Source organism: Citrobacter sp. Cf088 (genome assembly GCF_030334295.1).
Taxonomy (GTDB): domain Bacteria; phylum Pseudomonadota; class Gammaproteobacteria; order Enterobacterales; family Enterobacteriaceae; genus Citrobacter; species Citrobacter freundii.
In genome coordinates this window covers 452,308-476,332 of sequence record NZ_JAOWEE010000058.1, presented here as the reverse complement: position 1 = coordinate 476,332, position 24,025 = coordinate 452,308, and the positions used below count along the sequence as shown (strand labels likewise).

The following is a 24,025-nucleotide window of genomic DNA, read 5'->3' as shown; positions in this document are numbered from 1 at the left end:
TTCTTTAAGGTAAGGAGGTGATCCAACCGCAGGTTCCCCTACGGTTACCTTGTTACGACTTCACCCCAGTCATGAATCACAAAGTGGTAAGCGCCCTCCCGAAGGTTAAGCTACCTACTTCTTTTGCAACCCACTCCCATGGTGTGACGGGCGGTGTGTACAAGGCCCGGGAACGTATTCACCGTGGCATTCTGATCCACGATTACTAGCGATTCCGACTTCATGGAGTCGAGTTGCAGACTCCAATCCGGACTACGACATACTTTATGAGGTCCGCTTGCTCTCGCGAGGTCGCTTCTCTTTGTATATGCCATTGTAGCACGTGTGTAGCCCTACTCGTAAGGGCCATGATGACTTGACGTCATCCCCACCTTCCTCCAGTTTATCACTGGCAGTCTCCTTTGAGTTCCCGACCGAATCGCTGGCAACAAAGGATAAGGGTTGCGCTCGTTGCGGGACTTAACCCAACATTTCACAACACGAGCTGACGACAGCCATGCAGCACCTGTCTCAGAGTTCCCGAAGGCACCAAAGCATCTCTGCTAAGTTCTCTGGATGTCAAGAGTAGGTAAGGTTCTTCGCGTTGCATCGAATTAAACCACATGCTCCACCGCTTGTGCGGGCCCCCGTCAATTCATTTGAGTTTTAACCTTGCGGCCGTACTCCCCAGGCGGTCGACTTAACGCGTTAGCTCCGGAAGCCACGCCTCAAGGGCACAACCTCCAAGTCGACATCGTTTACGGCGTGGACTACCAGGGTATCTAATCCTGTTTGCTCCCCACGCTTTCGCACCTGAGCGTCAGTCTTTGTCCAGGGGGCCGCCTTCGCCACCGGTATTCCTCCAGATCTCTACGCATTTCACCGCTACACCTGGAATTCTACCCCCCTCTACAAGACTCTAGCCTGCCAGTTTCGGATGCAGTTCCCAGGTTGAGCCCGGGGATTTCACATCCGACTTGACAGACCGCCTGCGTGCGCTTTACGCCCAGTAATTCCGATTAACGCTTGCACCCTCCGTATTACCGCGGCTGCTGGCACGGAGTTAGCCGGTGCTTCTTCTGCGAGTAACGTCAATCGTTGCGGTTATTAACCACAACGCCTTCCTCCTCGCTGAAAGTACTTTACAACCCGAAGGCCTTCTTCATACACGCGGCATGGCTGCATCAGGCTTGCGCCCATTGTGCAATATTCCCCACTGCTGCCTCCCGTAGGAGTCTGGACCGTGTCTCAGTTCCAGTGTGGCTGGTCATCCTCTCAGACCAGCTAGGGATCGTCGCCTAGGTGAGCCGTTACCCCACCTACTAGCTAATCCCATCTGGGCACATCCGATGGCAAGAGGCCCGAAGGTCCCCCTCTTTGGTCTTGCGACGTTATGCGGTATTAGCTACCGTTTCCAGTAGTTATCCCCCTCCATCGGGCAGTTTCCCAGACATTACTCACCCGTCCGCCACTCGTCACCCAAGGAGCAAGCTCCTCTGTGCTACCGTTCGACTTGCATGTGTTAGGCCTGCCGCCAGCGTTCAATCTGAGCCATGATCAAACTCTTCAATTTAAGTTTGATGCTCGTGAATTAAACTTCGTAATGAATTACGTATGTTCACTCAGAGACTTGGTATTCATTTTTCGTCTTGCGACGTTAAGAATCCGTATCTTCGAGTGCCCACACAGATTGTCTGATAAATTGTTAAAGAGCAGTGCCGCTTCGCTTTTTCTCAGCGGCGCGGGGTGTGCATAATACGCCATCCCGCCACGAAGTCAAGCATTTAATTTCGCTTTCTTCGCCGGAGTTCTCAGTGGAACCCCGCTGACCCGGCGGCTTGTAATCCGTTGTTCCGTGTCAGTGGAGGCGCATTATAGGGAGTTATTTCAGGCTGACAAGTTAAAAATATAAAAAACTTATCAAGCGATTACTTTTCAATCAATACGTCTATTTTCGCCTGAATTTTAAACAAAAACGAGCCCCGCAGGGCCCGTTTATTGTTGTTTTGTGACTTACTGCACTGCCACGATGCGATCGTCATTCACTTCCAGACGAATCGTTTTGCCCGGAATCAGTTCACCAGACAGAATTTGCTGCGCCAGCGGGTTTTCGATCTGCTGCTGGATAGCACGTTTCAATGGACGTGCGCCATACACCGGATCGTAACCATTCGCGCTCAGCAGTTTAAGCGCCTCGTCAGAAATGTGGATTTCATAGCCACGCTCTTCCAGACGTTTGTACAGACGCTGCAGCTGGATCTGAGCAATAGAAGCAATGTGCTGCTCACCCAACGGATGGAATACAACAACCTCATCTATACGGTTGATGAATTCCGGGCGGAAGTTATGGCTCACGACGCCCAGCACCATATCTTTCATGTGGCCGTAATCCAGCTCACCAAAGCGTTCCTGGATTAGATCGGAGCCCAGGTTCGAGGTCATGATGACAACCGTATTACGGAAGTCGACCGTTCTTCCCTGTCCGTCAGTCAGACGACCATCGTCAAGCACCTGCAGCAGAATGTTGAACACATCCGGGTGCGCTTTCTCCACTTCATCCAGCAGGATGACAGAGTAAGGACGACGACGTACTGCTTCCGTCAGATACCCACCTTCTTCATAACCGACATATCCCGGAGGTGCCCCAACCAAGCGAGACACCGAGTGTTTCTCCATAAACTCGGACATATCGATACGCACCATTGCGTCGTCACTGTCGAACATAAAGTTTGCCAGCGCTTTGCACAGTTCGGTTTTACCGACCCCGGTTGGACCAAGGAACAAGAATGAACCAATCGGACGATTCGGATCGGACAAGCCCGCGCGGCTACGACGGATGGCGTTAGAAACGGCTTCCACCGCTTCGTTCTGACCAATCACACGGCTGTGCAGCTCCTGTTCCATACGCAACAGTTTTTCCCGTTCGCCTTCCAGCATGCGAGCAACCGGGATCCCGGTCCAGCGCGCCAGCACCTCAGCAATTTCCGCATCCGTGACTTTATTACGCAGCAGACGCATGGTTTTGCCTTCAGACTGGGTGGCTGCTTCCAGCTGTTTTTCCAGTTCAGGAATTTTGCCGTACTGCAGTTCAGACATCCGCGCCAGGTCGCCAACGCGGCGCGCCTGTTCGATGGCGATTTTTGCCTGCTCCAGCTCAGCCTTGATAGTTTGCGTTCCCGAGAGGGAGGCTTTTTCAGCTTTCCACTCTTCCTCTAACTCAGAATACTGGCGCTCTTTGTCGTCCAGCTCTTCGTTGAGCATATCGAGACGTTTTTTACTTGCCTCATCAGACTCTTTCATTAATGCCTGCTGTTCCAGTTTGAGCTGGATAATACGGCGGTCGAGTCTGTCGAGTTCCTCCGGCTTGGAGTCAATCTGCATACGAATGCTGGATGCCGCTTCGTCAATAAGGTCGATAGCTTTATCCGGTAACTGACGATCGGCAATATAACGATGAGACAACGTAGCTGCCGCAACAATCGCCGGGTCAGTAATCTGCACATGATGGTGCAGCTCATAACGTTCTTTCAGGCCACGCAAGATTGCGATGGTGTCTTCCACTGAAGGTTCAGCCACAAACACTTTCTGGAAACGACGTTCCAGCGCCGCATCTTTTTCGATGTACTGGCGATATTCATCAAGCGTTGTGGCGCCTACACAGTGCAGTTCCCCGCGAGCCAGCGCTGGTTTCAGCATGTTCCCGGCGTCCATCGCGCCATCGGCTTTACCCGCCCCAACCATGGTATGCAATTCGTCGATAAACAGAATGACGTTGCCTTCCTGTTTCGAGAGATCGTTCAGCACGCCTTTTAAGCGTTCTTCAAACTCACCGCGATATTTGGCCCCAGCCACCAGCGCGCCCATATCCAGCGCCAGTACACGACGGCCTTTTAAGCCCTCCGGCACTTCACCATTGATGATGCGTTGGGCCAGCCCTTCAACAATGGCTGTTTTACCGACACCGGGTTCACCGATTAACACTGGGTTATTTTTAGTACGACGTTGCAGCACCTGAATGGTACGGCGAATTTCTTCATCACGGCCGATAACTGGATCGAGTTTGCCTTGTTCAGCACGTTCAGTCAGATCGACGGTATATTTTTTCAAGGCCTGACGTTGGTCTTCAGCCCCCTGGTCATTCACGCTTTCACCTCCACGCATTTGTTCAATTGCCTGAGTGATATTGGCGGTCGTCGCCCCTGCTGATTTTAATAAGTCGGTCAGCGTACCGCGTGACTCAAGCACCGCCAGAACGAACAGTTCTGACGAAATAAAGTTGTCCCCACGTTTTTGCGCCAGCTTGTCGCAAAGATTCAGTACACGCACCAGTTCCTGAGAAGGCTGCACATCACCGCCGGTACCTTCTACCTGCGGCAAGCGGCTCAACGCCTGGTCAATGGCTGTACGTAACTGGCCAGCATTAATGCCAGCAGACGTTAATAAAGGACGTACCGATCCCCCTTCCTGATTCAGCAAGGCGCTCATTAGATGAAGTGGTTCGATGAATTGATTGTCGTGCCCCAATGCGAGTGACTGGGCATCGGCAAGAGCAAGCTGGAATTTATTGGTAAGACGATCCAGACGCATAACTCCTCCCATAACAGGTCAAAATTGCTACTGGAGATTAAATGAGGTCATCCCTCAATTATTCAAGGTGAATGACCTGAATTATGTGAAAAGAAAATTACACGTACCGGATCGTCTTGATTCTTTAGGTTATATCAGCCAAATAAAACTTGCCATACGACCCGTGGTATTGTCGCGACGATAAGAGAAGAACGTCTCACTTTCACTAAAGGTGCAACGGTCGCCGCCGTGGATGTTCTCCACGCCGACATTTGCCAGCCGCTGACGGGCAAGCTGGTAGATATCCGCCAGATACTTGTCGCCGCGCGGTACAAATGCGAGGTCCGCTTGCGGATCTTTCGTCATGAATGCCTCGCGAACTTCTGCTCCCACTTCAAAGGCGTTTGGGCCTATCGCCGGGCCTAGCCAGGCAATAATGTTTTCAGGTTCGTCGACAAAACACGCCACCGTCTCTTCCAGCACGCCAGCGCATAATCCTCGCCAACCCGCATGGGCCGCAGCCACTTCCGTCCCGGCGCGATTGCAAAACAGCACCGGCAGACAATCAGCGGTCATTACCGCACACACTGTGCCCGGCGTGTTGCTATACGACGCATCTGCGCGTTTGGAGGCGTAAGGCCCGCCTGTCAGTTTCAGGACATCCTTACCGTGGACCTGCTCCAGCCAGACCGGCTTTGATGGCAGATTGCCCGCAGCAAACAGTCGTTTGCGGTTCTCTTCAACATGCTCCGGGTTATCGCCGCAATGGGCGCCCAGATTCAGCGAATCGTAAGGCGGCATACTGACTCCGCCAATACGGGTAGAACTACACGCCGCGACACCTTGAGGTATCGGCCACTGCGGAACAATTAGCTTACTCATAGCCAGGCAATATCATCCTTATGTTCTTCGAAATCAGCGCGCATCACTTCAATCAATTGCACCATATCTTGTGGGATCGGCGCATGCCATTCCATTTCGATACCGGAAATCGGGTGATACAAACGCAGCATGGTCGCATGTAGCGCCTGGCGGTCGAACTTACGCAGTACGGAGATAAATTCGTCAGAAGCGCCTTTCGGTGGACGTGGACGACCGCCGTAGACCTGATCGCCCACCAGCGGATGAGTGATATGTGCCATGTGCACGCGGATCTGGTGCGTACGTCCGGTTTCCAGACGCAACCGCAGACGCGTGTGCACACGGAAGTGTTCCATAATGCGATAGTGCGTTACCGCCGGTTTCCCCATTGGGTGTACCGCCATGTGCGTACGCTTGGTCGGGTGACGGCTAATCGGTTCCTCAACGGTTCCGCCAGCAGTCATGTGACCAATTGCTACGGCTTCGTACTCACGGGTAATTTCGCGCAGCTGCAATGACTCAACCAGACGTGTTTGTGCCGGAACAGTTTTTGCCACCACCATTAATCCGGTCGTGTCTTTATCCAGACGGTGTACGATACCGGCACGAGGAACATCCGCGATTGGCGGGTAGTAATGCAGTAACGCATTCAATACCGTACCATCAGGATTCCCGGCGCCCGGATGCACTACAAGGTCACGGGGTTTGTTGATGACAAGAATATCATCATCTTCATAAACGATATCCAGTGGGATATCCTGAGGTTCAAAACGAACCTCTTCATCAATTTCTGCATTGATGGAGACACGCTCTCCACCCAACACTTTTTCTTTCGGTTTATCGCAAAGATTGCCATTTACCAGCACGCGCTGGTCGAGGATCCATTCTTTTATGCGCGATCGCGAATAATCAGGGAACAATTCGGCCAAAGCCTGATCTAAGCGTTGACCGAGCTGATTTTCGGAGACTGTTGCGGTGAGTTCTACTCGTTGTGCCATAAACTGCTTCTTCGTTTAACGTTGGGTTTTACGGCTTTGCCGTTTAATATAGTGTGCTATTGTAGCTGGTCTTAACCGGGAGCAGGAACAGAGAATCTCCCGTATTACATTTTGAGGAAAGTCAAAACGTCATGACGCGCATGAAATATCTGGTGGCAGCAGCCACGTTGAGCCTGTTTTTGGCGGGTTGCTCTGGTTCAAAGGAAGAGGTGCCCGATAATCCGCCAAATGAAATCTACGCGACTGCTCAGCAAAAGCTGCAGGACGGTAACTGGAAACAGGCAATAACGCAATTGGAAGCGTTGGATAACCGTTATCCATTTGGACCGTATTCTCAGCAGGTGCAATTAGATCTCATCTACGCCTACTACAAAAACGCCGATCTGCCACTTGCTCAGGCTGCTATCGATCGTTTTATCCGTCTTAACCCGACACACCCTAACATTGATTATGTCATGTATATGCGTGGCCTGACCAATATGGCGTTGGATGATAGCGCACTGCAAGGATTCTTTGGTGTTGATCGCAGCGATCGCGATCCGCAACACGCCCGAGCTGCGTTTAATGACTTTTCCAAACTGGTACGTGGCTATCCAAACAGCCAGTACACCACTGATGCCACCAAACGTCTGGTGTTCCTGAAAGATCGTCTGGCGAAGTATGAATATTCCGTTGCGGAATACTACACTGCCCGCGGTGCATGGGTTGCCGTGGTAAACCGTGTAGAAGGCATGCTGCGCGACTACCCTGATACTCAGGCAACACGTGATGCTCTGCCATTAATGGAAAAAGCTTATCGCCAGATGCAGATGAATGCGCAGGCAGAAAAAGTAGCGAAAATCATTGCCGCTAACAGCAGCAATACCTGATTTGCCTCAGAATGCAAAACGGCAGCCCAAGGGCTGCCGTTTTTTTATCCGTTAACGCTACAACTGAAGCGGTTTAGCTCCGACGCATCCCATCAAATATGGCCTGCTTTCAGGTATTCCTCAAGTAAAAAATCGCCTGTTCCTGCGGTGCCTCACAAAAAGGTTTTCTTGACAAAAAGCGACAAAAAAATGTGATTTAGATCACGCATTTTGACATTGGGAACGGTATGCTGGAATCACCAAGACGGGAAAGACAAGAGGTAAAATTTATGACAATGAACATTACCAGTAAACAAATGGAAATTACTCCGGCAATTCGCCAGCATGTCGCAGACCGTCTCGCCAAACTAGAAAAATGGCAAACTCATCTGATTAATCCACATATCATTCTGTCTAAGGAGCCACAGGGTTTCATTGCTGATGCCACCATCAATACACCGAACGGACATCTGGTCGCCAGCGCAAAACACGAGGATATGTACACCGCAATTAACGATTTGATCAACAAGCTGGAACGGCAGCTCAATAAAGTGCAGCACAAAGGCGAAGCCCGTCGTGCAACAACTTCAGTCAAAGACGCCAACTTCGTCGAAGCAGAAGAAGAGTAGTCCCTTACATTGAGTGTATCGCCAACGCGCCTTCGGGCGCGTTTTTTGTTGACAGGGTGAAAACAGTACGGGTACTTTACTGACGTAGCCAAAGGAAAATTACATGAAACTTGTCCCGTTCTTCTTCGCATTCTTTTTTACCTTCCCCTGAATGGGAGGCGTTTCGTCGTGTGATAAAGAATGCGAAGACGAACAATAAGGCCTCCCACAACGGGGGGCCTTTTTTATTGATAACAAGAAAGGCAACACTATGACATCGGAAAACCCATTGCTGGCGCTGCGCGATAAGATCAGCACGCTGGATGAAAAATTACTGGCCCTGCTGGCTGAGCGACGTGGACTGGCCGTAGAAGTTGGTAAAGCTAAACTGCTTTCACATCGTCCGGTACGAGATATCGACCGTGAACGTGACCTGTTGGATCGCCTGATTCAGTTGGGCAAAGCACATCATCTCGATGCTCACTACATTACCCGCCTGTTCCAGCTCATAATCGAAGACTCCGTCCTGACTCAACAGGCTCTGCTCCAGCAGCACCTGAACAAAATTAACCCACACTCCGCGCGCGTGGCCTTCCTTGGGCCAAAAGGATCATATTCCCATCTGGCAGCACGTCAGTACGCCGCCCGCCATTTTGAACAATTTATTGAAAGCGGCTGCGCAAAATTTGCCGATATCTTTAATCAGGTCGAAACCGGACAGGCTGACTATGCTGTGGTTCCGATTGAAAACACCAGCTCCGGTGGGATTAACGACGTTTACGACCTGCTACAGCACACCAGCCTGTCTATTGTTGGCGAGATGACCATTACGATAGACCACTGTGTACTGGTGTCCGGCACGACGGATCTTGAGACCATTGAAACGGTATACAGCCATCCACAGCCGTTCCAGCAGTGCAGCAAGTTCCTGAATCGCTACCCGCACTGGAAGATTGAGTACACTGAAAGCACCTCTGCGGCAATGGAAAAAGTTGCGCAGGCTAACTCACCGCATGTGGCGGCCCTGGGGAGCGAAGCCGGAGGCGTACTGTATGGTTTGCAGGTTCTCGAGCATATTGAGGCTAACCAGTCGCAAAACATCACCCGCTTCGTGGTGCTGGCACGTAAAGCAATCAATGTATCCGACCAGGTTCCGGCAAAAACCACGTTGCTGATGGCAACAGGACAACAGGCCGGTGCTCTGGTAGAAGCATTGCTGGTGCTGCGTAACCATAATCTGATTATGACTAAACTGGAGTCACGCCCGATTCACGGCAATCCGTGGGAAGAGATGTTTTATCTTGATATCCAGGCCAATCTGGAATCGCCCCAAATGCAAAAAGCATTGAAAGAGCTGGGTGAGATTACACGTTCGATGAAAGTACTGGGATGCTATCCGAGTGAGAACGTGGTGCCGGTCGATCCGAGCTAACGTTTGACAGTGCCGGATGGCACTACGCTTATCCGGCCTACAATTCATGCGATTTTTGTAGGCCGGATAAGACGAAGCCGCCATCCGGCATCTTAATTAAGGACGGCTGTCATTCGCCTGGCGTAACAAAGTACGGCTTTCACTCTGGAAGCGTTTCGCATAATCGCCAAACCAATGCTCGACCTTACGGAAACTGTCGATAAACGCTTGCTTATCGCCCTGTTCCAGTAAACCAATCGCCTCACCAAAACGTTGGTAGTAGCGTTTGATCAGCGCAAGGTTGCTCTCAGACGACATAATAATATCGGCATAGAGCTGCGGATCCTGGGCAAACAGACGGCCAACCATCGCCAGTTCAAGACGGTAAATCGGCGAAGAGAGCGCCAGCAGCTGCTCCAGTTGAACATTCTCTTCCGCTAAATGCAGACCGTAAGCAAAGGTCGCAAAGTGACGCAATGCCTGAATAAACGCCATGTTCTGATCGTGTTCAACGGCGCTGATCCGATGTAGTCGTGCACCCCATACCTGAATCTGTTCCAGAAACCACTGATAGGCTTCCGGCTGACGTCCATCACACCAGACGACGACCTGCTTTGCCAAGCTGCCACTGTCCGGACCAAACATTGGGTGTAACCCCACCACCGGGCCATCATGTGCAGCCAGCATCGCCTGCAAAGGACCATTTTTCACTGAAGCCAGATCCACCAGGATGCAGTCAGACGGCAGACGCGGTAGTTTGGCGATCACCTGCTCGGTGATGTGGATCGGCACACTGACGATCACCATCCCAGCATCAGAGACGATCTCCGGCGCGCGATCCCAATCCTGCTGTTCCAGGATCCGCACCTGGTAACCTGACAGGGTGAGCATTTTTTCAAACAGACGCCCCATCTGACCGCCGCCACCGACGATCACTACCGGCCGCAGAGAAGGACAAAGCGTTTTAAACCCTTTGTCGTTCTCACTGGAATAGGACTCACGCATAACGCGGCGTAGCACATCTTCAATCAGGTCCGGCGGCACGCCAAGGGCTTCCGCTTCTGCCCGGCGAGAGGCAAGCATAGAGGCTTCCCGTTCCGGCACGTAAATCGGCAACCCAAAACGGCTTTTTACTTCACCAACTTCGGCAACCAGCTCCAGGCGGCGTGCCAGTAAATCCAGCAGCGCCTTGTCGACTTCATCAATTTGATCGCGTAATGCGGTCAATTCAGCAACCATAACCAACCTCTTATGCTACACGCGCCGACAGCTGACCGTTTAAATCTTGACTAATTTCACGCAGCAGCGCATCCGTCATTTCCCAGCTAATGCAGGCATCGGTTACGGACACGCCGTATTTCATTTCGCTGCGCGGCTGTTCAGAAGACTGGTTGCCTTCGTGAATATTACTTTCAATCATCAAACCAATGATCGAGCGATTGCCATCTTTGATTTGTGCAATTACGGATTCAGCCACGGCAGGCTGACGGCGGTAATCTTTATTGGAATTACCATGACTGCAATCTACCATCAGAGAAGGTCGTAGTCCCGCCTGCTCCATCTCTTTTTCGCACTGGGCGACATCTGCCGGGCTGTAGTTCGGCGCTTTACCCCCGCGCAGGATCACGTGGCCATCCGGATTCCCCTGAGTTTGCAACAGCGCAACCTGCCCGGCCTGATTAATACCAACAAAGCGGTGCGACTGCGCAGCCGCACGCATGGCGTTAATGGCGGTCGCCAGACTACCGTCAGTACCATTCTTAAAGCCGACCGGCATGGAAAGACCGGAAGCCATTTCGCGGTGTGTCTGCGATTCCGTGGTACGGGCTCCGATTGCGGACCAGCTAAACAGATCGCCCAGGTATTGCGGGCTATTTGGATCCAGCGCTTCAGTTGCCAGCGGCAGTCCCATATTTACCAGTTCAAGCAGCAGCTGACGCGCAATTTTCAGACCTGCTTCAACATCAAAAGAGCCATCCATATGAGGATCGTTAATTAACCCTTTCCAGCCAACGGTGGTACGGGGTTTTTCAAAATAGACGCGCATCACCAGGTAGAGGCTATCGCTGACCTCTGCGGCAAGGGTTTTAAATCGACGAGCATACTCAATAGCCATTTCAGGATCGTGAATGGAGCATGGGCCACATACGACCAGCAGGCGCGGATCGCGACCGGAGATAATATCTGAGATGGTTTTACGCGACTGGGCGATTTGCGCCTCTTGCTCCTGGCTCAGCGGAAATTCAGCTTTCAGCTGCTCCGGGGTCATCAGAACCTGTTCGTCGGTAATATGTACGTTGTTCAGCGCGTCTTTTTGCATGATGGTGATCCTGTTTAGCTCGTTTGCGATAGTTGATCCTCAGCGAGGAGGAAATAACGATACCATAACAGGTAAAGATTTCAATCCACAATCCGTAAATTTTAATTTACACGTCGTTATTTTAAGGCAAAAACAGCTCTTATAGATGTACATTTAAATTTACACCACGAATTTTCAGATCCGCTATGCTTAAAAAAACAAGGGAGTACAGGCAATGAAGCAACTCATCAGCATCTTATTTCTATTCCTTCTTAGCGGATGTCAGATAGATCCCTATACCCATGCCCCCACCTGGACTGGTACTGACTGGTATGACGCCGGGATACAAGATGCCATTTCGGGCTATGCCGTTAAAGATAATGAAACTCTTGCCGACAACTTCAATGATCCTGAAGTCGATCGTACGAAATATCTTAAGGGTTACGCCGAAGGGCAACGCAAAATCTGCCAGCAAGATTTTGTTTACGCCAGAGGTCTGACCGGGAAAACCTTTCCTCCAAGTTGTGATACGGTCGAAAATATTGACCAGTTACACGATGCCTGGAAAAAAGGAGCAAACGAAGGTGCTGCCTCAATAAGATTAAACTAAACAATGGTTTAAATATTACAGACAACTAGGATTTAACTTAAATCGCCATCAGCTTTACTCCTGGAATAATGACGACTTAGGAAAATAATGTTATTTTGTCTTAAACAATCTTGAATGTATTTCGACGCTTTACGGCAAACGCTGGTAGGTAACTATTCATGAGCTATTCTTACCGACTCATACTTCTACTGGCACTGCTCCTGACCGGGTTACCGCTGTACGCCCAAAGCGTTACAGAAGAAGCAAAATCTGTACGTGCTATGGTTTCCGGCATCGTCAGTTATACACGCTGGCCAGCACTTTCCGGGCCACCCAAACTGTGTATTTTCTCTTCATCGCGTTTTTCCAGTGTTCTGGAAGATACCAGTACTGGGGCATTACCCTATCTTCCCGTCATCATTCGTACGGAACAAGAAATATTAGTTTCGCAATGTGACGGTTTTTATTTTGGAAAAGAATCACCTACTTATCAGGTGGAATTAATGAATAAATATCCGACTAAGGCATTGCTATTAATTGCAGAACAAAATCCCGAATGCGTTATTGGCAGCGCCTTTTGCCTCATAATTAAAGATGAAGATGTGAGATTTTCCGTAAATATGGATTCCCTTTCACGCAGCGGCGTAAGGGTAAGTCCTGACGTATTGATGCTTGCACGGAATAATAAGCATGGATAAGGGCCATTCTCCTGTAACACGCCCAACGTTTAAACGGACATTACGGCGTATCAGCATAATCAGCGTCCTGGTGACGATGACGTTGATCTGGCTGCTGCTCAGCATTTCTTCCGTGCTGGCATTAAGACAGTATGCGCAAAAGAATCTGGATCTGACTGCCGCGACCATGACCCGCACGCTTGAAGCTGCATTAGTCTTTTCTGATAGTGTTGCAGCAACTGAAACACTGGCGGCACTGGGCCAGCAAGGGCAATTTTCCGTTGCGGAAGTTCGTAATAAACACCAGAAGGTGATCGCCACCTGGCGCTATAACGCGCAAGACACCACGGAGAAGATCAGCGGACTGATCAGCCACTGGCTGTTCCCACAACCGGTCACTCAGCCTATTTTGCATAATGGCAACGTCATCGGCGAAGTACGATTGACTGCACGCGATAGCGTTATCAGCCGTTTCATCTATTTGTCGCTGGCCGTTCTTACCGGGTGCATTTTGTTGGCATCAGGCATAGCATTAATGCTCACCCGCTATTTACACAATGGCGTCGTGGAAGCCCTGCAAAATATAACCGAGGTGGTACATGATGTACGTACCAACCGTAACTTTTCGCGACGCGTTTCCGAGGAACGCATTGAGGAGTTTCATCTTTTTGCCCAGGACTTTAATAGTCTGCTGGACGAGATGGAGGAGTGGCAACTTCGGCTGCAGGCAAAGAACGCTCAACTTTTGCGTACCGCGCTACATGATCCTCTGACGGGCCTGGCAAATCGCGCCGCTTTTCGTAGCAGTATTAACGCGCTGATGAATGACGATGCCGCCCACAGCAGCTCCGCTTTGTTATTCCTTGATGGTGATAATTTTAAATTTATCAATGATACCTGGGGCCACGCTGCGGGGGATCGGGTTCTGATTGAAGTCGCTAAAAGGCTGTCCGAATTTGGCGGTAATCGACATTCGCCATACAGACTTGGCGGCGACGAGTTCGCGATGGTGCTGTATAGCGTTCATTCTGAATATGAGGTTCAGCGAATCTGCGCGGCACTGTCACAAGAGTTTAACCGACCTTTTGACCTGCATAATGGTCATCTGGCAAGCATGACACTCAGCATTGGATTTGCGCTGACGTGGGAACATGCCTCTGCCGAAAAATTACAAGAACTTGCCGATCAAAATATGTATCAGGCTAAACATTTGCGTTCTGAACGCATTATTAAAAAATAAGGAATTACACACATGCTAAAACGTTTATTATCCCCGTTTCTTCTGCTTTTACTGATTCTGGCAGGCTGTCAGGCACCTCAGGGGAAATTTACCCCAGAGCAAATTGCAGCCATGAAATCATACGGATTTACTGAAGCATCAGGAGACTGGTCTCTGGGCCTGTCTGATAACATCCTGTTTGATAAAAACGACTACAAGCTCCGCCCCGAAAGCGAAAAGCAGATCCAGGAGATGGCTTCTAAACTGGCTGCTACCGGGCTTAACCATGCGCGCCTGGACGGTCATACTGATAACTACGGTGAAGACAGCTATAACGAAGCTCTGTCGCTCAAACGCGCGAATGTGGTTGCCGATGCCTGGGCGCAGGGCGCTAATATTCCCCGCACCAACCTGACGACTCAGGGGCTCGGGAAGAAATATCCCATTGCCAGCAACCAGACATCAAAAGGTCGTGCTGAAAATCGTCGCGTGGCGGTAGTGATCACGACGCCATAATTATCCCCCAACTGGCTGCGCGCCGCGCAGTCATTCCATTGCCATAAAGAACAACAGAGCAAACGTCGGGATAAAAAAAGGGCCAGCCTTTCGGCCAGCCCTTTTCTAACAGGATGTCGCTTGCGCGAATCTTAGTTAAGACGCTCTTTGATACGAGCAGACTTACCAGTGCGCTCACGCAGGTAGTACAGTTTAGCTTTACGAACAGCACCACGACGTTTAACAGCAATGCTGTCAACTACCGGAGAGTGAGTCTGGAAGACACGCTCAACGCCTTCGCCGTTGGAAATTTTACGAACAGTGAATGCAGAGTGCAGACCGCGGTTACGAATAGCGATAACCACGCCCTCGAATGCCTGCAGACGTTTTTTGGAACCTTCAACAACCCATACTTTCACTTCCACGGTATCACCCGGACGGAAGGAAGGTACGTCCTGCTTCATCTGTTCTTGTTCAAGTTGCTTAATAATGTTGCTCATAATTTAATCTCTTATCCTGGGTAAACTGATATTGGGGGCTTACGCCTGCCCATCATGTTTATGTTGCTGTTGTGCGTGTTCCTTTTTGAACTCCGCCAGCAACCTTGCTTGCTCTTCAGTCAGAGCCAGGTTTTCCAGAAGTTCAGGTCTTCTAAGCCAGGTCCGGCCCAGCGACTGTTTCAAACGCCAGCGACGTATCTCAGCGTGGTTTCCTGACAGTAACACTGCCGGTACTTCCATCTGCTCTAACACTTCAGGTCGGGTATAGTGCGGGCAATCCAGCAATCCATCAGCAAACGAATCTTCGATTGCTGAAGCTTCATGACCCAAAACTCCCGGAATAAATCGGGAAACGGAGTCGATCAGCGTCATTGCCGGTAACTCACCACCGCTGAGTACGTAATCGCCGATTGACCATTCTTCATCAATTTCGGTTTGAATCACGCGCTCATCTATTCCTTCATAGCGACCACATACCAGAATCAGCTTTTGATTCGTGGCCAGTTCGCTAACGCCCGCTTGATCAAGCTTGCGTCCCTGAGGTGACAAATAAATCACCTTTGCGCCTTCACCAGCCGCAGCTTTTGCTGCATGAATGGCGTCCCGTAAAGGTTGCACCATCATTAACATCCCCGGTCCGCCGCCGTACGGACGATCGTCCACGGTACGGTGCCGGTCATGAGTAAAGTCACGAGGACTCCAACTCTGGATGTTCAGCAGGCCATTTTTTACTGCCCGGCCAGTTACCCCGTAATCGGTAATTGCGCGGAACATTTCTGGAAACAGGCTAACGATACCTATAAACACAAGCCAATCCCCATAACGCCGACTTTTACCGTTTATCCGGTGGTTTAAAAACCAGGATCCCAATCTACTTCGATAGTACGAGTAGCGAGATCGACTTTCTTGATAACCTGCCCATCGAGGAACGGCACAAGACGTTCCTTGATACCAAACGCATCTTTCAGGTTTGCCTTGATGACGATGACGTCATTCGAACCGGTTTCCATCATATCGACGACTTTACCGAGATCGTAGCCTTCAGTGGTCACTACCTGGCAGCCCATAAGGTCTTTCCAGTAGTAGGAACCATCTTCCAGCGCTGGCAACTGCGAGGAATCCACGACAATTTCGCAATTAGTCAGTAGATTCGCCGAATCACGATCGTCAACGCCTTTCAGCTTGATGATCAGATCCTGATTGTGGTGCTTCCAGCTTTCCAGCTGTACTTGCTGCCACTGACCCGCCTTCTGGATAAACCAGGGCTGATAGTCAAAAATGCTTTCGGCGTCTTCAGTGGAAGAAAACACTCTGAGCCAACCACGGATACCGTAAGAAGACCCCATTTTCCCCAAAACGATGGGTTCTACAGGAGCCTGTGCGGCGAGTTGCTTGCTCATCATGACCACCGTGACAGATTAAGCTGCTTTGTTTGCTGCTTTGATCAGCGTAGCTACGCGATCAGAAATAGTCGCGCCCTGGCCAACCCAGTGAGCGATGCGATCCAGATCCAGGCGAGTGCCTTCTTCTTTTTCGCTAGCGATTGGGTTAAAGAAGCCAACGCGCTCGATGAAGCGACCGTTGCGTGCATTACGGCTGTCGGTAACAACAACCTGGTAGAACGGACGCTTTTTAGCGCCGTGACGAGCTAAACGAATAGTAACCATAACATCCTCTTGTGTGAATAAAACACCCAGGCCCCATCGAGGAACGGAGCCCGGGTGTCATATTAAAAGCCCGAAAATTTTACTGATTTCTGGGAAAAAAGCAATCAACATGTGATGAAGCTTTATACCAGGGCGTTACCGTTGCAGCCAGTTTGGCGTCGGCGCGCGCGCAGAAAGCGGAGCGTACACGCAGTACGTGAGCATTTCGAGCACACTCCGGCGTCAAAATGGCAAATAAGGTAGCCCGATATATTTATCTACCGGGGAAGCCGGGCGGCATCATCCCCTTCATACCACGCATCATCTTCGCCATACCGCCCTTCTTCATTTTCTTCATCATGCGCTGCATGTCGTCGAACTGTTTCAGAAGGCGGTTTACGTCCTGTACCTGCATACCGCAACCGGCAGCGATACGGCGTTTACGGGAACCTTTGATAATTTCCGGCTTAGCGCGTTCTTTCATCGTCATCGAATTGATGATGGCTTCCATACGCACCAGAACTTTATCGTCCATCTGCGATTTCACATTGTCAGGGATCTGACCCATGCCCGGCAGCTTGCCCATCAGGCTTGCCATACCGCCCATGTTTTTCATCTGGTTGAGCTGTTCAAGGAAATCATTGAGATCGAAGCCATCGCCTTTTTTCAGCTTGCTGGCTAATTTTTCTGCCTGCGCGCGGTCAACCTTGCTTTCGATATCTTCGATCAGCGACAGCACGTCGCCCATGCCGAGAATACGCGAAGCAATCCTGTCCGGGTGGAACGGCTCCAGCGCTTCGGTTTTCTCGCCGACGCCGAGGAATTTAATTGGCTTACCGGTAATATGACGAATAGAAAGCGCCGCACCGCCACGAGCATCACCATCAACTTTTGTCAGTACTACGCCGGTTAACGGTAGCGCTTCGTTAAAGGCTTTTGCGGTATTCGCGGCATCCTGACCGGTCATGGCGTCGACCACAAACAGCGTTTCTACCGGTTTGATAGAAGCGTGGACCTGTTTGATTTCGTCCATCATCGCTTCGTCAACGTGCAGACGACCGGCGGTATCCACCAGCAGCACGTCATAGAATTTGAGTTTGGCTTCTTTCAGCGCGGCGTTAACGATATCGACCGGCTTCTGGCCAACATCCGACGGGAAGAAGTCCACGCCGACCTGCTCGGCCAGAGTCTCCAACTGTTTGATCGCCGCCGGGCGATAAACGTCCGCAGAGACCACCAGCACTTTTTTCTTGTGCTTCTCGCGCAGGAATTTACCCAGCTTACCAACGCTGGTCGTTTTACCCGCACCCTGCAGGCCCGCCATAAGCACCACGGCTGGCGGCTGTGCAGCCAGATTCAGGGTCTGGTTTTCTTCGCCCATTGCCGCAACCAGTTCGTTACGGACAATCTTGACGAATTCCTGACCCGGCGTCAGGCTTTTGTTAACTTCATGACCAACCGCTTTCTCTTTTACGCGATTGATAAACTCACGCACTACCGGCAGCGCTACGTCAGCCTCCAGCAGCGCCATGCGCACTTCGCGCAGCGTCTCTTTAACGTTGTCTTCAGTAAGGCGTCCACGGCCACTGATATTGCGCAGCGTGCGCGACAAACGATCGGTTAAATTATCAAACATTGTCTCTCGCCTGGAGTGGAAACGGTCGGTCGCGACAGCGACACATCAACAGAAATTTGTCGCAGTATAACATGAAGCCGCCTTTGTTGTTATGCAACGGTTGGAGCAGCGGTCACGTAACGCTATACTGCTTTTCTTTATCACTGGCCAACTGTCGACACCTATATGCCCGTTTTTGCTCTGCTCGCCCTTGTCGCCTACTCAGTCAGCCTCGCGCTGATTATTCCCGCTCTGCTGCAAAAAAACAGCGGCTGGCGGCGTATGGCTATTCTCTCTGCGGTTGTCGCGCTGGTAAGCCATGCTATCGCCCTGGAAGCGCGTATTCTGCCCGGCGGTGAAAGCGGACAAAACCTGAGTCTGTTGAACGTCGGCTCGCTGGTGAGCCTGATGATCTGTACGGTAATGACCATTGTCGCTTCCCGCAATCGTGGCTGGCTATTGCTGCCCATTGTCTACGCCTTTGCGCTGATAAACCTGGCCTTCGCCACGTTTATGCCGAACGAGTTCATCACCCATCTCGAAGCTACGCCGGGCATGATGATCCATATCGGGCTTTCGCTTTTCGCTTACGCCACGCTGATTATCGCCGCACTCTATGCGCTACAGCTTGCATGGATTGACTACCAACTGAAAAACAAAAAACTGGCTTTCAGCAATGAGATGCCGCCGTTGATGAGTATTGAGCGGAAAATGTTTCATATCACCCAAATTGGCGTGGTTCTACTGACACTCACCCTGTGCACAGGCCTGTTTTACATGCATAACCTGTTCAGTACCGAGAACATTGATAAAGCCGTTCTCTCTATCGTGGCATGGTTTGTCTATATCGTTCTGTTGTGGGGGCATTACCATGAAGGTTGGCGCGGACGTCGCGTCGTATGGTTTAACGTCGCAGGCGCAGGCATTCTGACACTGGCCTATTTCGGCAGTCGTATCCTGCAGCAGTTCGTGAGTTAAATCTTTAAGGAATCCTACGTGGAACACATCTCCACCACCACGCTCATTGTCACGCTCCTCATCATGGTGGTCATTTCCGCCTATTTTTCCGGTTCTGAAACCGGAATGATGACCCTGAATCGCTATCGTCTACGTCATCGGGCCAAGCAGGGAAATCGACAGGCAAAACGCGTTGAAAAGTTACTTCGCAAGCCGGATCGCCTGATAAGCCTGGTGCTCATCGGCAATAATCTGGTGAATATTCTGGCCTCCGCGCTCGGTACTATTGTCGGTATGCGCCTGTATGGCGATGCGGGAGTCGCCATTGCCACTGGGGTACTGACGTTTGTGGTACTGGTTTTTGCCGAAGTACTGCCAAAGACGATTGCCGCACTATATCCGGAAAAAGTCGCCTATCCGAGCAGTGTCCTGCTGGCTCCCCTGCAGATTCTGATGATGCCGTTGGTATGGCTACTCAACACCATCACGCGGCTGCTGATGCGCATGATGGGCATCAAAACGGATATCGTAGTGAGCGGTTCGCTGAGCAAAGATGAACTGCGAACGCTGGTGAATGAATCACGCTCGCAAATCTCACGCCGTAACCAGGATATGCTGCTGTCAGTGCTGGATCTGGAAAAAGTCAGCGTCGATGACATCATGATCCCGCGTAATGAAATTATCGGCATTGATATCAACGATGACTGGAAATCAATCGTGCGTCAGCTTTCGCACTCTCCGCACGGTCGTATTGTGCTGTATCGTGACTCGCTGGACGACGCTATCAGTATGCTACGCGTACGTGAAGCCTGGCGATTGATGGCCGAGAAAAAAGAGTTCACCAAAGAGACCATGTTACGCGCCGCCGACGAAATTTATTACGTTCCGGAAGGCACGCCACTCAGCACCCAGCTCATTAAATTTCAGCGTAATAAGAAGAAAGTGGGCCTGGTCGTCAATGAATATGGTGATATTCAGGGACTGGTTACGGTCGAGGATATCCTGGAAGAGATTGTTGGTGACTTCACGACCTCAATGTCACCGACGCTTGCCGAAGAAGTCACACCGCAGAATGACGGTTCGGTGATCATTGACGGTAGCGCCAACGTTCGTGAAATCAATAAGGCGTTTAACTGGCACCTGCCGGAAGATGATGCACGTACCGTGAACGGTATTATTCTTGAAGCACTGGAAGAAATCCCGGTTGCCGGCACACGTGTGCGTATTGGGCAGTACGATATCGATATTCTCGACGTGCAGGACAATATGATTAAACAGGTGCAGGTGTTGCCCGTCAAACCGCTGCGGGAAAGCGTATCGGACCAGTGAGAGTAATCCAGACCGGGTAGCGCATCAGCATTACCCGGTCTGAGGCTGATTAGCCTTTGGCTTTCGCCACAGAGACCATCGCCGCACGGATGGTACGTCCGTTCAGAGTATAGCCTTTCTGCATAACCATCAGCACATTACCGGCAGCAACGTCGTCAGACTCTACCATGGCAATCGCCTGATGCACGTTCGGGTCCATCGGCACGTCGATATCCGCAACCACTTGTACGCCAAACTTCGCCACAACATCCAGCATTGACTTACGGGTCAGCTCAATACCTTCAACCATCGCCGCCATCGCGTCATTATCTTTGTCCGCAACTTCCAGCGCACGGTCCAGGCTATCCAGCACCGGCAGCAGCTCGTTGACGAATTTTTCCAGTGCAAACTTATGCGCTTTTTCTACGTCCAGTTCGGTACGACGACGCAGGTTTTCCATTTCCGCTTTGATACGCAACACGCTGTCGCGCTCGCGAGTTTCGGCTTCAGCAAGCTGAGCTTCCAGATTCGCAATTTTTTCATCGCGCGGATCCACCTGCTCAGCAGAAGCGTCTGATTCAACCGCCTCAACTTCTTCGTGCTGATCCATGATAATTTCTTCCGGGGCTTGCCCCTCAGGCGTTTTCTGTTCTTTACTACTCATGAATTTCTCCGCGTTTTTTTCGCATTCATCTCGCTAACCTGGATTATTATGGGGATAAGATTCAGGGTTTCAAGGGAAGTACTCACATTGTCACTAATCTTCGTTACAAGGACCTCGAGAAAATGAACAAACATTTCAAGTGTATTGGCATTGTGGGGCATCCACGTCACCCCACTGCACTGACCACACATGAAATGCTCTACCGTTGGCTGTGCGCCAAAGGTTATGAGGTAATCGTTGAGCAACAAATCGCCCACGAGCTGCAGCTGAAAAATGTGAAAACCGGTACGCTCGCAGAGATTGGCCAGCAGGCAGACCTCGCCGTGGTTGTCGGTGGCGACGGCAATATGCTGGGCGCCGCACGCACCCTGGCACGTTATGACATCAAGGTTATTGGCATTAACCGCGGCAACCTCGGTTTCCTGACCGACCTTGACCCAGACAATGCGCAACAACAGTTAGCTGACGTGCTGGAAGGCCACTACATCAGCGAAAAGCGCTTTTTACTCGAAGCCCAGGTGTGCCAACTGGACTGCCAGAAGCGTATTAGCACTGCGATCAATGAAGTCGTGTTGCACCCCGGAAAAGTGGCGCACATGATTGAATTTGAAGTCTATATCGATGAAATTTTTGCCTTCTCCCAGCGTTCAGACGGCTTGATTATTTCCACACCGACCGGCTCTACCGCCTACTCACTCTCTGCCGGAGGCCCGATACTGACGCCTTCGCTGGATGCCATTACGCTAGTCCCGATGTTCCCACATACGCTCTCCGCACGACCGCTGGTGATCAACAGTAGCAGCACCATTCGCCTGCGCTTCTCTCATCGCCGTAACGATCTGGAAATCAGCTGTGACAGCCAGATCGCCCTGCCTATACAGGAAGGTGAAGACGTATTAATTCGCCGCTGTGATTATCATCTGAACCTGATACACCCAAAAGATTACAGCTATTTCAACACATTAAGCACTAAGCTAGGCTGGTCAAAAAAATTATTCTAATTTAACGCCAACCTCTTTACTGTATAAAAAACCAGTTTATACTGTATGTAATTACAGTTATGGTTTTTCATACAGGAAAACAGCTATGTTGGCACAACTGACCATCAGCAATTTTGCTATCGTTCGTGAACTTGAGATCGATTTCCAGAACGGAATGACCGTTATTACCGGTGAAACCGGTGCGGGTAAGTCCATTGCCATTGATGCTCTCGGTTTGTGCCTGGGCGGACGCGCAGATGCCGACATGGTACGTGCAGGCGCCACGCGAGCCGACCTCTGCGCCCGCTTCACCTTAAAAGACACCCCCGCGGCCCTGCGCTGGCTGGAAGAAAACCAGCTTGAGGAAGGCCGTGAGTGTTTGCTACGTCGCGTTATCAGCAGCGACGGACGTTCACGTGGCTTCATTAACGGCACTGCCGTACCACTGTCACAGCTGCGCGAGTTGGGCCAGTTGCTTATTCAAATCCACGGTCAGCATGCGCATCAGCTCCTGACAAAATCAGAACACCAAAAATCCCTGCTTGATGGCTACGCCAATGAAGCGTCCCTGACTCAGGAAATGGCTGTGCGCTACCAACTGTGGCACCAAAGCTGCCGTGACCTGGCACATCATCAACAACAGAGTCAGGAACGCGCAGCCCGGGCAGAGCTATTGCAATACCAGTTAAAAGAACTGAACGAATTCAACCCGCAGCCAGGTGAATTTGAGCAAATTGATGAAGAGTACAAGCGTCTGGCTAACAGCGGGCAATTGCTCACCACCAGCCAACAGGCACTGGCTATCATGGCAGACGGCGAAGACGTTAATCTGCAAAGCCAGCTGTACACGGCAAAACAGTTGGTTAGTGAACTGGCAGGAATGGACGGTAAGCTCTCCGGTATTCTGGACATGCTGGAAGAGGCCACTATCCAGCTCAGCGAAGCCAGCGACGAGCTGCGCCACTATTGCGATCGTCTGGATTTAGACCCTAACCGTTTGTTCGAACTTGAGCAGCGTATTTCCAAACAAATCTCATTGGCGCGAAAGCATCATGTTGCCCCTGAAGCGCTGCCACAGTTCTATCAGTCATTGCTGGATGAACAACAGCAGTTAGACGATCAGGCCGACTCTCTCGAAACCTTAACCCTGGCGGTGAACAATCACCACCAGCAGGCACTGGAAACGGCAAAAATGCTGCACCAACAGCGCCAGCATTATGCTCAGGAACTGGGACAGCTTATTACAGAGAGCATGCATACTCTCTCAATGCCGCACGGTGTCTTTTGCATTGATGTGAAATTTGAGGAACATCATTTGAGCTCAGACGGTGCCGATCGCGTAGAGTTTAAAGTGACCACTAACCCAGGCCAGCCGTTGCAGCCGATTGCGAAAGTCGCTTCCGGTGGGGAACTGTCGCGCATTGCGCTGGCTATTCAGGTTATTACCGCACGTAAAATGGAAACACCGGCGCTGATTTTCGATGAAGTGGATGTCGGCATCAGCGGCCCGACTGCTGCGGTGGTGGGAAAAATGCTGCGTCAGTTGGGCGAGTCAACCCAGGTAATGTGTGTTACTCACCTGCCGCAGGTTGCTGGCTGCGGTCATCAACATTTCTATGTCAGCAAAGAAACTGACGGCGCGATGACCGAAACACACATGCAGCCACTTGATAAACGCGCTCGTCTGCAGGAATTAGCCCGCTTACTCGGAGGTAGCGAAGTAACGCGCAATACCCTCGCAAATGCAAAAGAACTGCTGGCGGCATAAACTTTTTTACCTTGTTAAGGTCTGAGTTCAACATAAA

The 24,025-nt window shown here is 50.9% G+C and carries 23 protein-coding genes, 1 rRNA gene and 1 other annotated feature; of the genes, 12 read left to right on the top strand and 12 right to left on the bottom strand.

Features of this window, described 5'->3' with window-relative positions; genetic code table 11:
• Window positions 1–10: 10 nt before the first annotated feature.
• From OGV71_RS25435 to rluD, 4 genes are all read right to left on the bottom strand, one after another.
• Window positions 11–1,552, bottom strand: a 16S ribosomal RNA gene (locus OGV71_RS25435).
• A 440-nt stretch (window positions 1,553–1,992) separates the two neighbouring features.
• Window positions 1,993–4,566, bottom strand: coding sequence for an ATP-dependent chaperone ClpB (clpB, locus tag OGV71_RS25430; RefSeq protein ID WP_003031249.1), 2,574 nt, complete (start codon window positions 4,564–4,566; stop codon window positions 1,993–1,995).
• 129 nt (window positions 4,567–4,695) lie between these two features.
• Window positions 4,696–5,427: a purine nucleoside phosphorylase YfiH gene (yfiH, locus tag OGV71_RS25425; protein ID WP_204583349.1), complete on the bottom strand. Its 732-nt coding sequence runs from the start codon at window positions 5,425–5,427 to the stop codon at window positions 4,696–4,698.
• Window positions 5,424–6,404, bottom strand: coding sequence for a 23S rRNA pseudouridine(1911/1915/1917) synthase RluD (rluD, locus tag OGV71_RS25420; protein ID WP_003031246.1), 981 nt, complete (start codon window positions 6,402–6,404; stop codon window positions 5,424–5,426). The genes yfiH and rluD overlap by 4 nt, the downstream gene beginning before the upstream one ends.
• Before the next feature lie 131 nt (window positions 6,405–6,535).
• Here rluD and bamD point away from each other — a divergent pair, with 131 nt between their 5' ends.
• The 4 genes from bamD (at window position 6,536) to pheA (ending at window position 9,292) form a co-directional block, all read left to right on the top strand.
• Window positions 6,536–7,273 (top strand): outer membrane protein assembly factor BamD, encoded by a 738-nt coding sequence (bamD, locus tag OGV71_RS25415; RefSeq protein WP_003031245.1) that lies wholly within the window; start codon window positions 6,536–6,538, stop codon window positions 7,271–7,273.
• Window positions 7,274–7,542: 269 nt separating this feature from the next.
• A complete protein-coding gene (gene raiA / locus OGV71_RS25410) occupies window positions 7,543–7,881 on the top strand; it encodes a ribosome-associated translation inhibitor RaiA (protein ID WP_003031244.1) in 339 nt (112 codons plus the stop codon).
• A 102-nt stretch (window positions 7,882–7,983) separates the two neighbouring features.
• Window positions 7,984–8,109, top strand: a sequence feature (Phe leader region).
• Window positions 7,985–8,032: a pheA operon leader peptide PheL gene (gene pheL / locus OGV71_RS25405; RefSeq protein WP_100250063.1), complete on the top strand. Its 48-nt coding sequence runs from the start codon at window positions 7,985–7,987 to the stop codon at window positions 8,030–8,032. Its footprint overlaps the feature before it by 48 nt.
• A gap of 22 nt (window positions 8,110–8,131) precedes the next feature.
• Window positions 8,132–9,292, top strand: a complete 1,161-nt coding sequence (gene pheA / locus OGV71_RS25400) for a bifunctional chorismate mutase/prephenate dehydratase (RefSeq protein ID WP_003839850.1) — start codon at window positions 8,132–8,134, stop codon at window positions 9,290–9,292.
• 96 nt (window positions 9,293–9,388) lie between these two features.
• On the opposite strand, the gene tyrA is transcribed toward pheA, so the two are convergent.
• Window positions 9,389–10,510 (bottom strand): bifunctional chorismate mutase/prephenate dehydrogenase, encoded by a 1,122-nt coding sequence (gene tyrA / locus OGV71_RS25395; protein ID WP_003031242.1) that lies wholly within the window; start codon window positions 10,508–10,510, stop codon window positions 9,389–9,391.
• Between the two features lie 10 nt (window positions 10,511–10,520).
• A complete protein-coding gene (gene aroF, locus OGV71_RS25390) occupies window positions 10,521–11,591 on the bottom strand; it encodes a 3-deoxy-7-phosphoheptulonate synthase (protein ID WP_204583348.1) in 1,071 nt (356 codons plus the stop codon).
• A gap of 214 nt (window positions 11,592–11,805) precedes the next feature.
• Here aroF and OGV71_RS25385 point away from each other — a divergent pair, with 214 nt between their 5' ends.
• The 4 genes from OGV71_RS25385 to OGV71_RS25370 all read left to right on the top strand — a co-directional run bounded on the left by OGV71_RS25385 (window position 11,806) and on the right by OGV71_RS25370 (window position 14,571).
• Window positions 11,806–12,180, top strand: coding sequence for a DUF2799 domain-containing protein (locus OGV71_RS25385; protein ID WP_003031240.1), 375 nt, complete (start codon window positions 11,806–11,808; stop codon window positions 12,178–12,180).
• A gap of 158 nt (window positions 12,181–12,338) precedes the next feature.
• Window positions 12,339–12,857 carry a regulatory sequestration protein YfiR gene (gene yfiR, locus OGV71_RS25380; protein WP_286534190.1) on the top strand — a complete coding sequence of 173 codons (519 nt, stop codon included), beginning with the start codon at window positions 12,339–12,341 and terminating at the stop codon, window positions 12,855–12,857.
• Window positions 12,850–14,076: a diguanylate cyclase DgcN/YfiN gene (gene dgcN, locus OGV71_RS25375; protein WP_192465780.1), complete on the top strand. Its 1,227-nt coding sequence runs from the start codon at window positions 12,850–12,852 to the stop codon at window positions 14,074–14,076. The genes yfiR and dgcN overlap by 8 nt, the downstream gene beginning before the upstream one ends.
• A gap of 12 nt (window positions 14,077–14,088) precedes the next feature.
• Entirely contained in the window at window positions 14,089–14,571 is a 483-nt protein-coding gene (locus tag OGV71_RS25370) for an OmpA family protein (protein WP_044713232.1), read from the top strand.
• A 131-nt stretch (window positions 14,572–14,702) separates the two neighbouring features.
• Here the strand turns inward: OGV71_RS25370 and rplS are convergent, their stop codons facing one another.
• The 5 genes from rplS to ffh all read right to left on the bottom strand — a co-directional run bounded on the left by rplS (window position 14,703) and on the right by ffh (window position 18,332).
• The gene (gene rplS, locus OGV71_RS25365; RefSeq protein ID WP_002914145.1) at window positions 14,703–15,050 is read right to left on the bottom strand and encodes a 50S ribosomal protein L19; all 348 of its coding nucleotides are present in this window, start codon (window positions 15,048–15,050) and stop codon (window positions 14,703–14,705) included.
• Between the two features lie 39 nt (window positions 15,051–15,089).
• A complete protein-coding gene (trmD, locus tag OGV71_RS25360) occupies window positions 15,090–15,857 on the bottom strand; it encodes a tRNA (guanosine(37)-N1)-methyltransferase TrmD (RefSeq protein WP_003031232.1) in 768 nt (255 codons plus the stop codon).
• Window positions 15,858–15,901: 44 nt separating this feature from the next.
• Complete coding sequence (gene rimM / locus OGV71_RS25355; RefSeq protein WP_003031230.1) at window positions 15,902–16,450, bottom strand: ribosome maturation factor RimM; 549 nt, start codon at window positions 16,448–16,450, stop codon at window positions 15,902–15,904.
• 18 nt (window positions 16,451–16,468) lie between these two features.
• Window positions 16,469–16,717 (bottom strand): 30S ribosomal protein S16, encoded by a 249-nt coding sequence (gene rpsP / locus OGV71_RS25350; protein ID WP_003031228.1) that lies wholly within the window; start codon window positions 16,715–16,717, stop codon window positions 16,469–16,471.
• A 253-nt stretch (window positions 16,718–16,970) separates the two neighbouring features.
• A complete protein-coding gene (ffh, locus tag OGV71_RS25345) occupies window positions 16,971–18,332 on the bottom strand; it encodes a signal recognition particle protein (RefSeq protein ID WP_003031226.1) in 1,362 nt (453 codons plus the stop codon).
• A 165-nt stretch (window positions 18,333–18,497) separates the two neighbouring features.
• On the opposite strand from ffh, the gene OGV71_RS25340 reads away from it, so the two are divergent.
• Together OGV71_RS25340 and OGV71_RS25335 are read left to right on the top strand one after the other, a co-directional pair.
• Window positions 18,498–19,289, top strand: coding sequence for a cytochrome C assembly family protein (locus OGV71_RS25340; RefSeq protein ID WP_003031224.1), 792 nt, complete (start codon window positions 18,498–18,500; stop codon window positions 19,287–19,289).
• An 18-nt stretch (window positions 19,290–19,307) separates the two neighbouring features.
• Window positions 19,308–20,597 carry an HlyC/CorC family transporter gene (locus OGV71_RS25335; protein WP_008324538.1) on the top strand — a complete coding sequence of 430 codons (1,290 nt, stop codon included), beginning with the start codon at window positions 19,308–19,310 and terminating at the stop codon, window positions 20,595–20,597.
• A gap of 49 nt (window positions 20,598–20,646) precedes the next feature.
• Here the strand turns inward: OGV71_RS25335 and grpE are convergent, their stop codons facing one another.
• Entirely contained in the window at window positions 20,647–21,240 is a 594-nt protein-coding gene (gene grpE, locus OGV71_RS25330) for a nucleotide exchange factor GrpE (protein WP_003031221.1), read from the bottom strand.
• A 122-nt stretch (window positions 21,241–21,362) separates the two neighbouring features.
• Between grpE and nadK the strand changes: the two genes are divergently transcribed.
• Complete coding sequence (nadK, locus tag OGV71_RS25325; protein WP_003031220.1) at window positions 21,363–22,241, top strand: NAD(+) kinase; 879 nt, start codon at window positions 21,363–21,365, stop codon at window positions 22,239–22,241.
• Window positions 22,242–22,326: 85 nt separating this feature from the next.
• Window positions 22,327–23,988, top strand: a complete 1,662-nt coding sequence (gene recN / locus OGV71_RS25320; protein WP_032937967.1) for a DNA repair protein RecN — start codon at window positions 22,327–22,329, stop codon at window positions 23,986–23,988.
• Window positions 23,989–24,025: the final 37 nt, after the last annotated feature.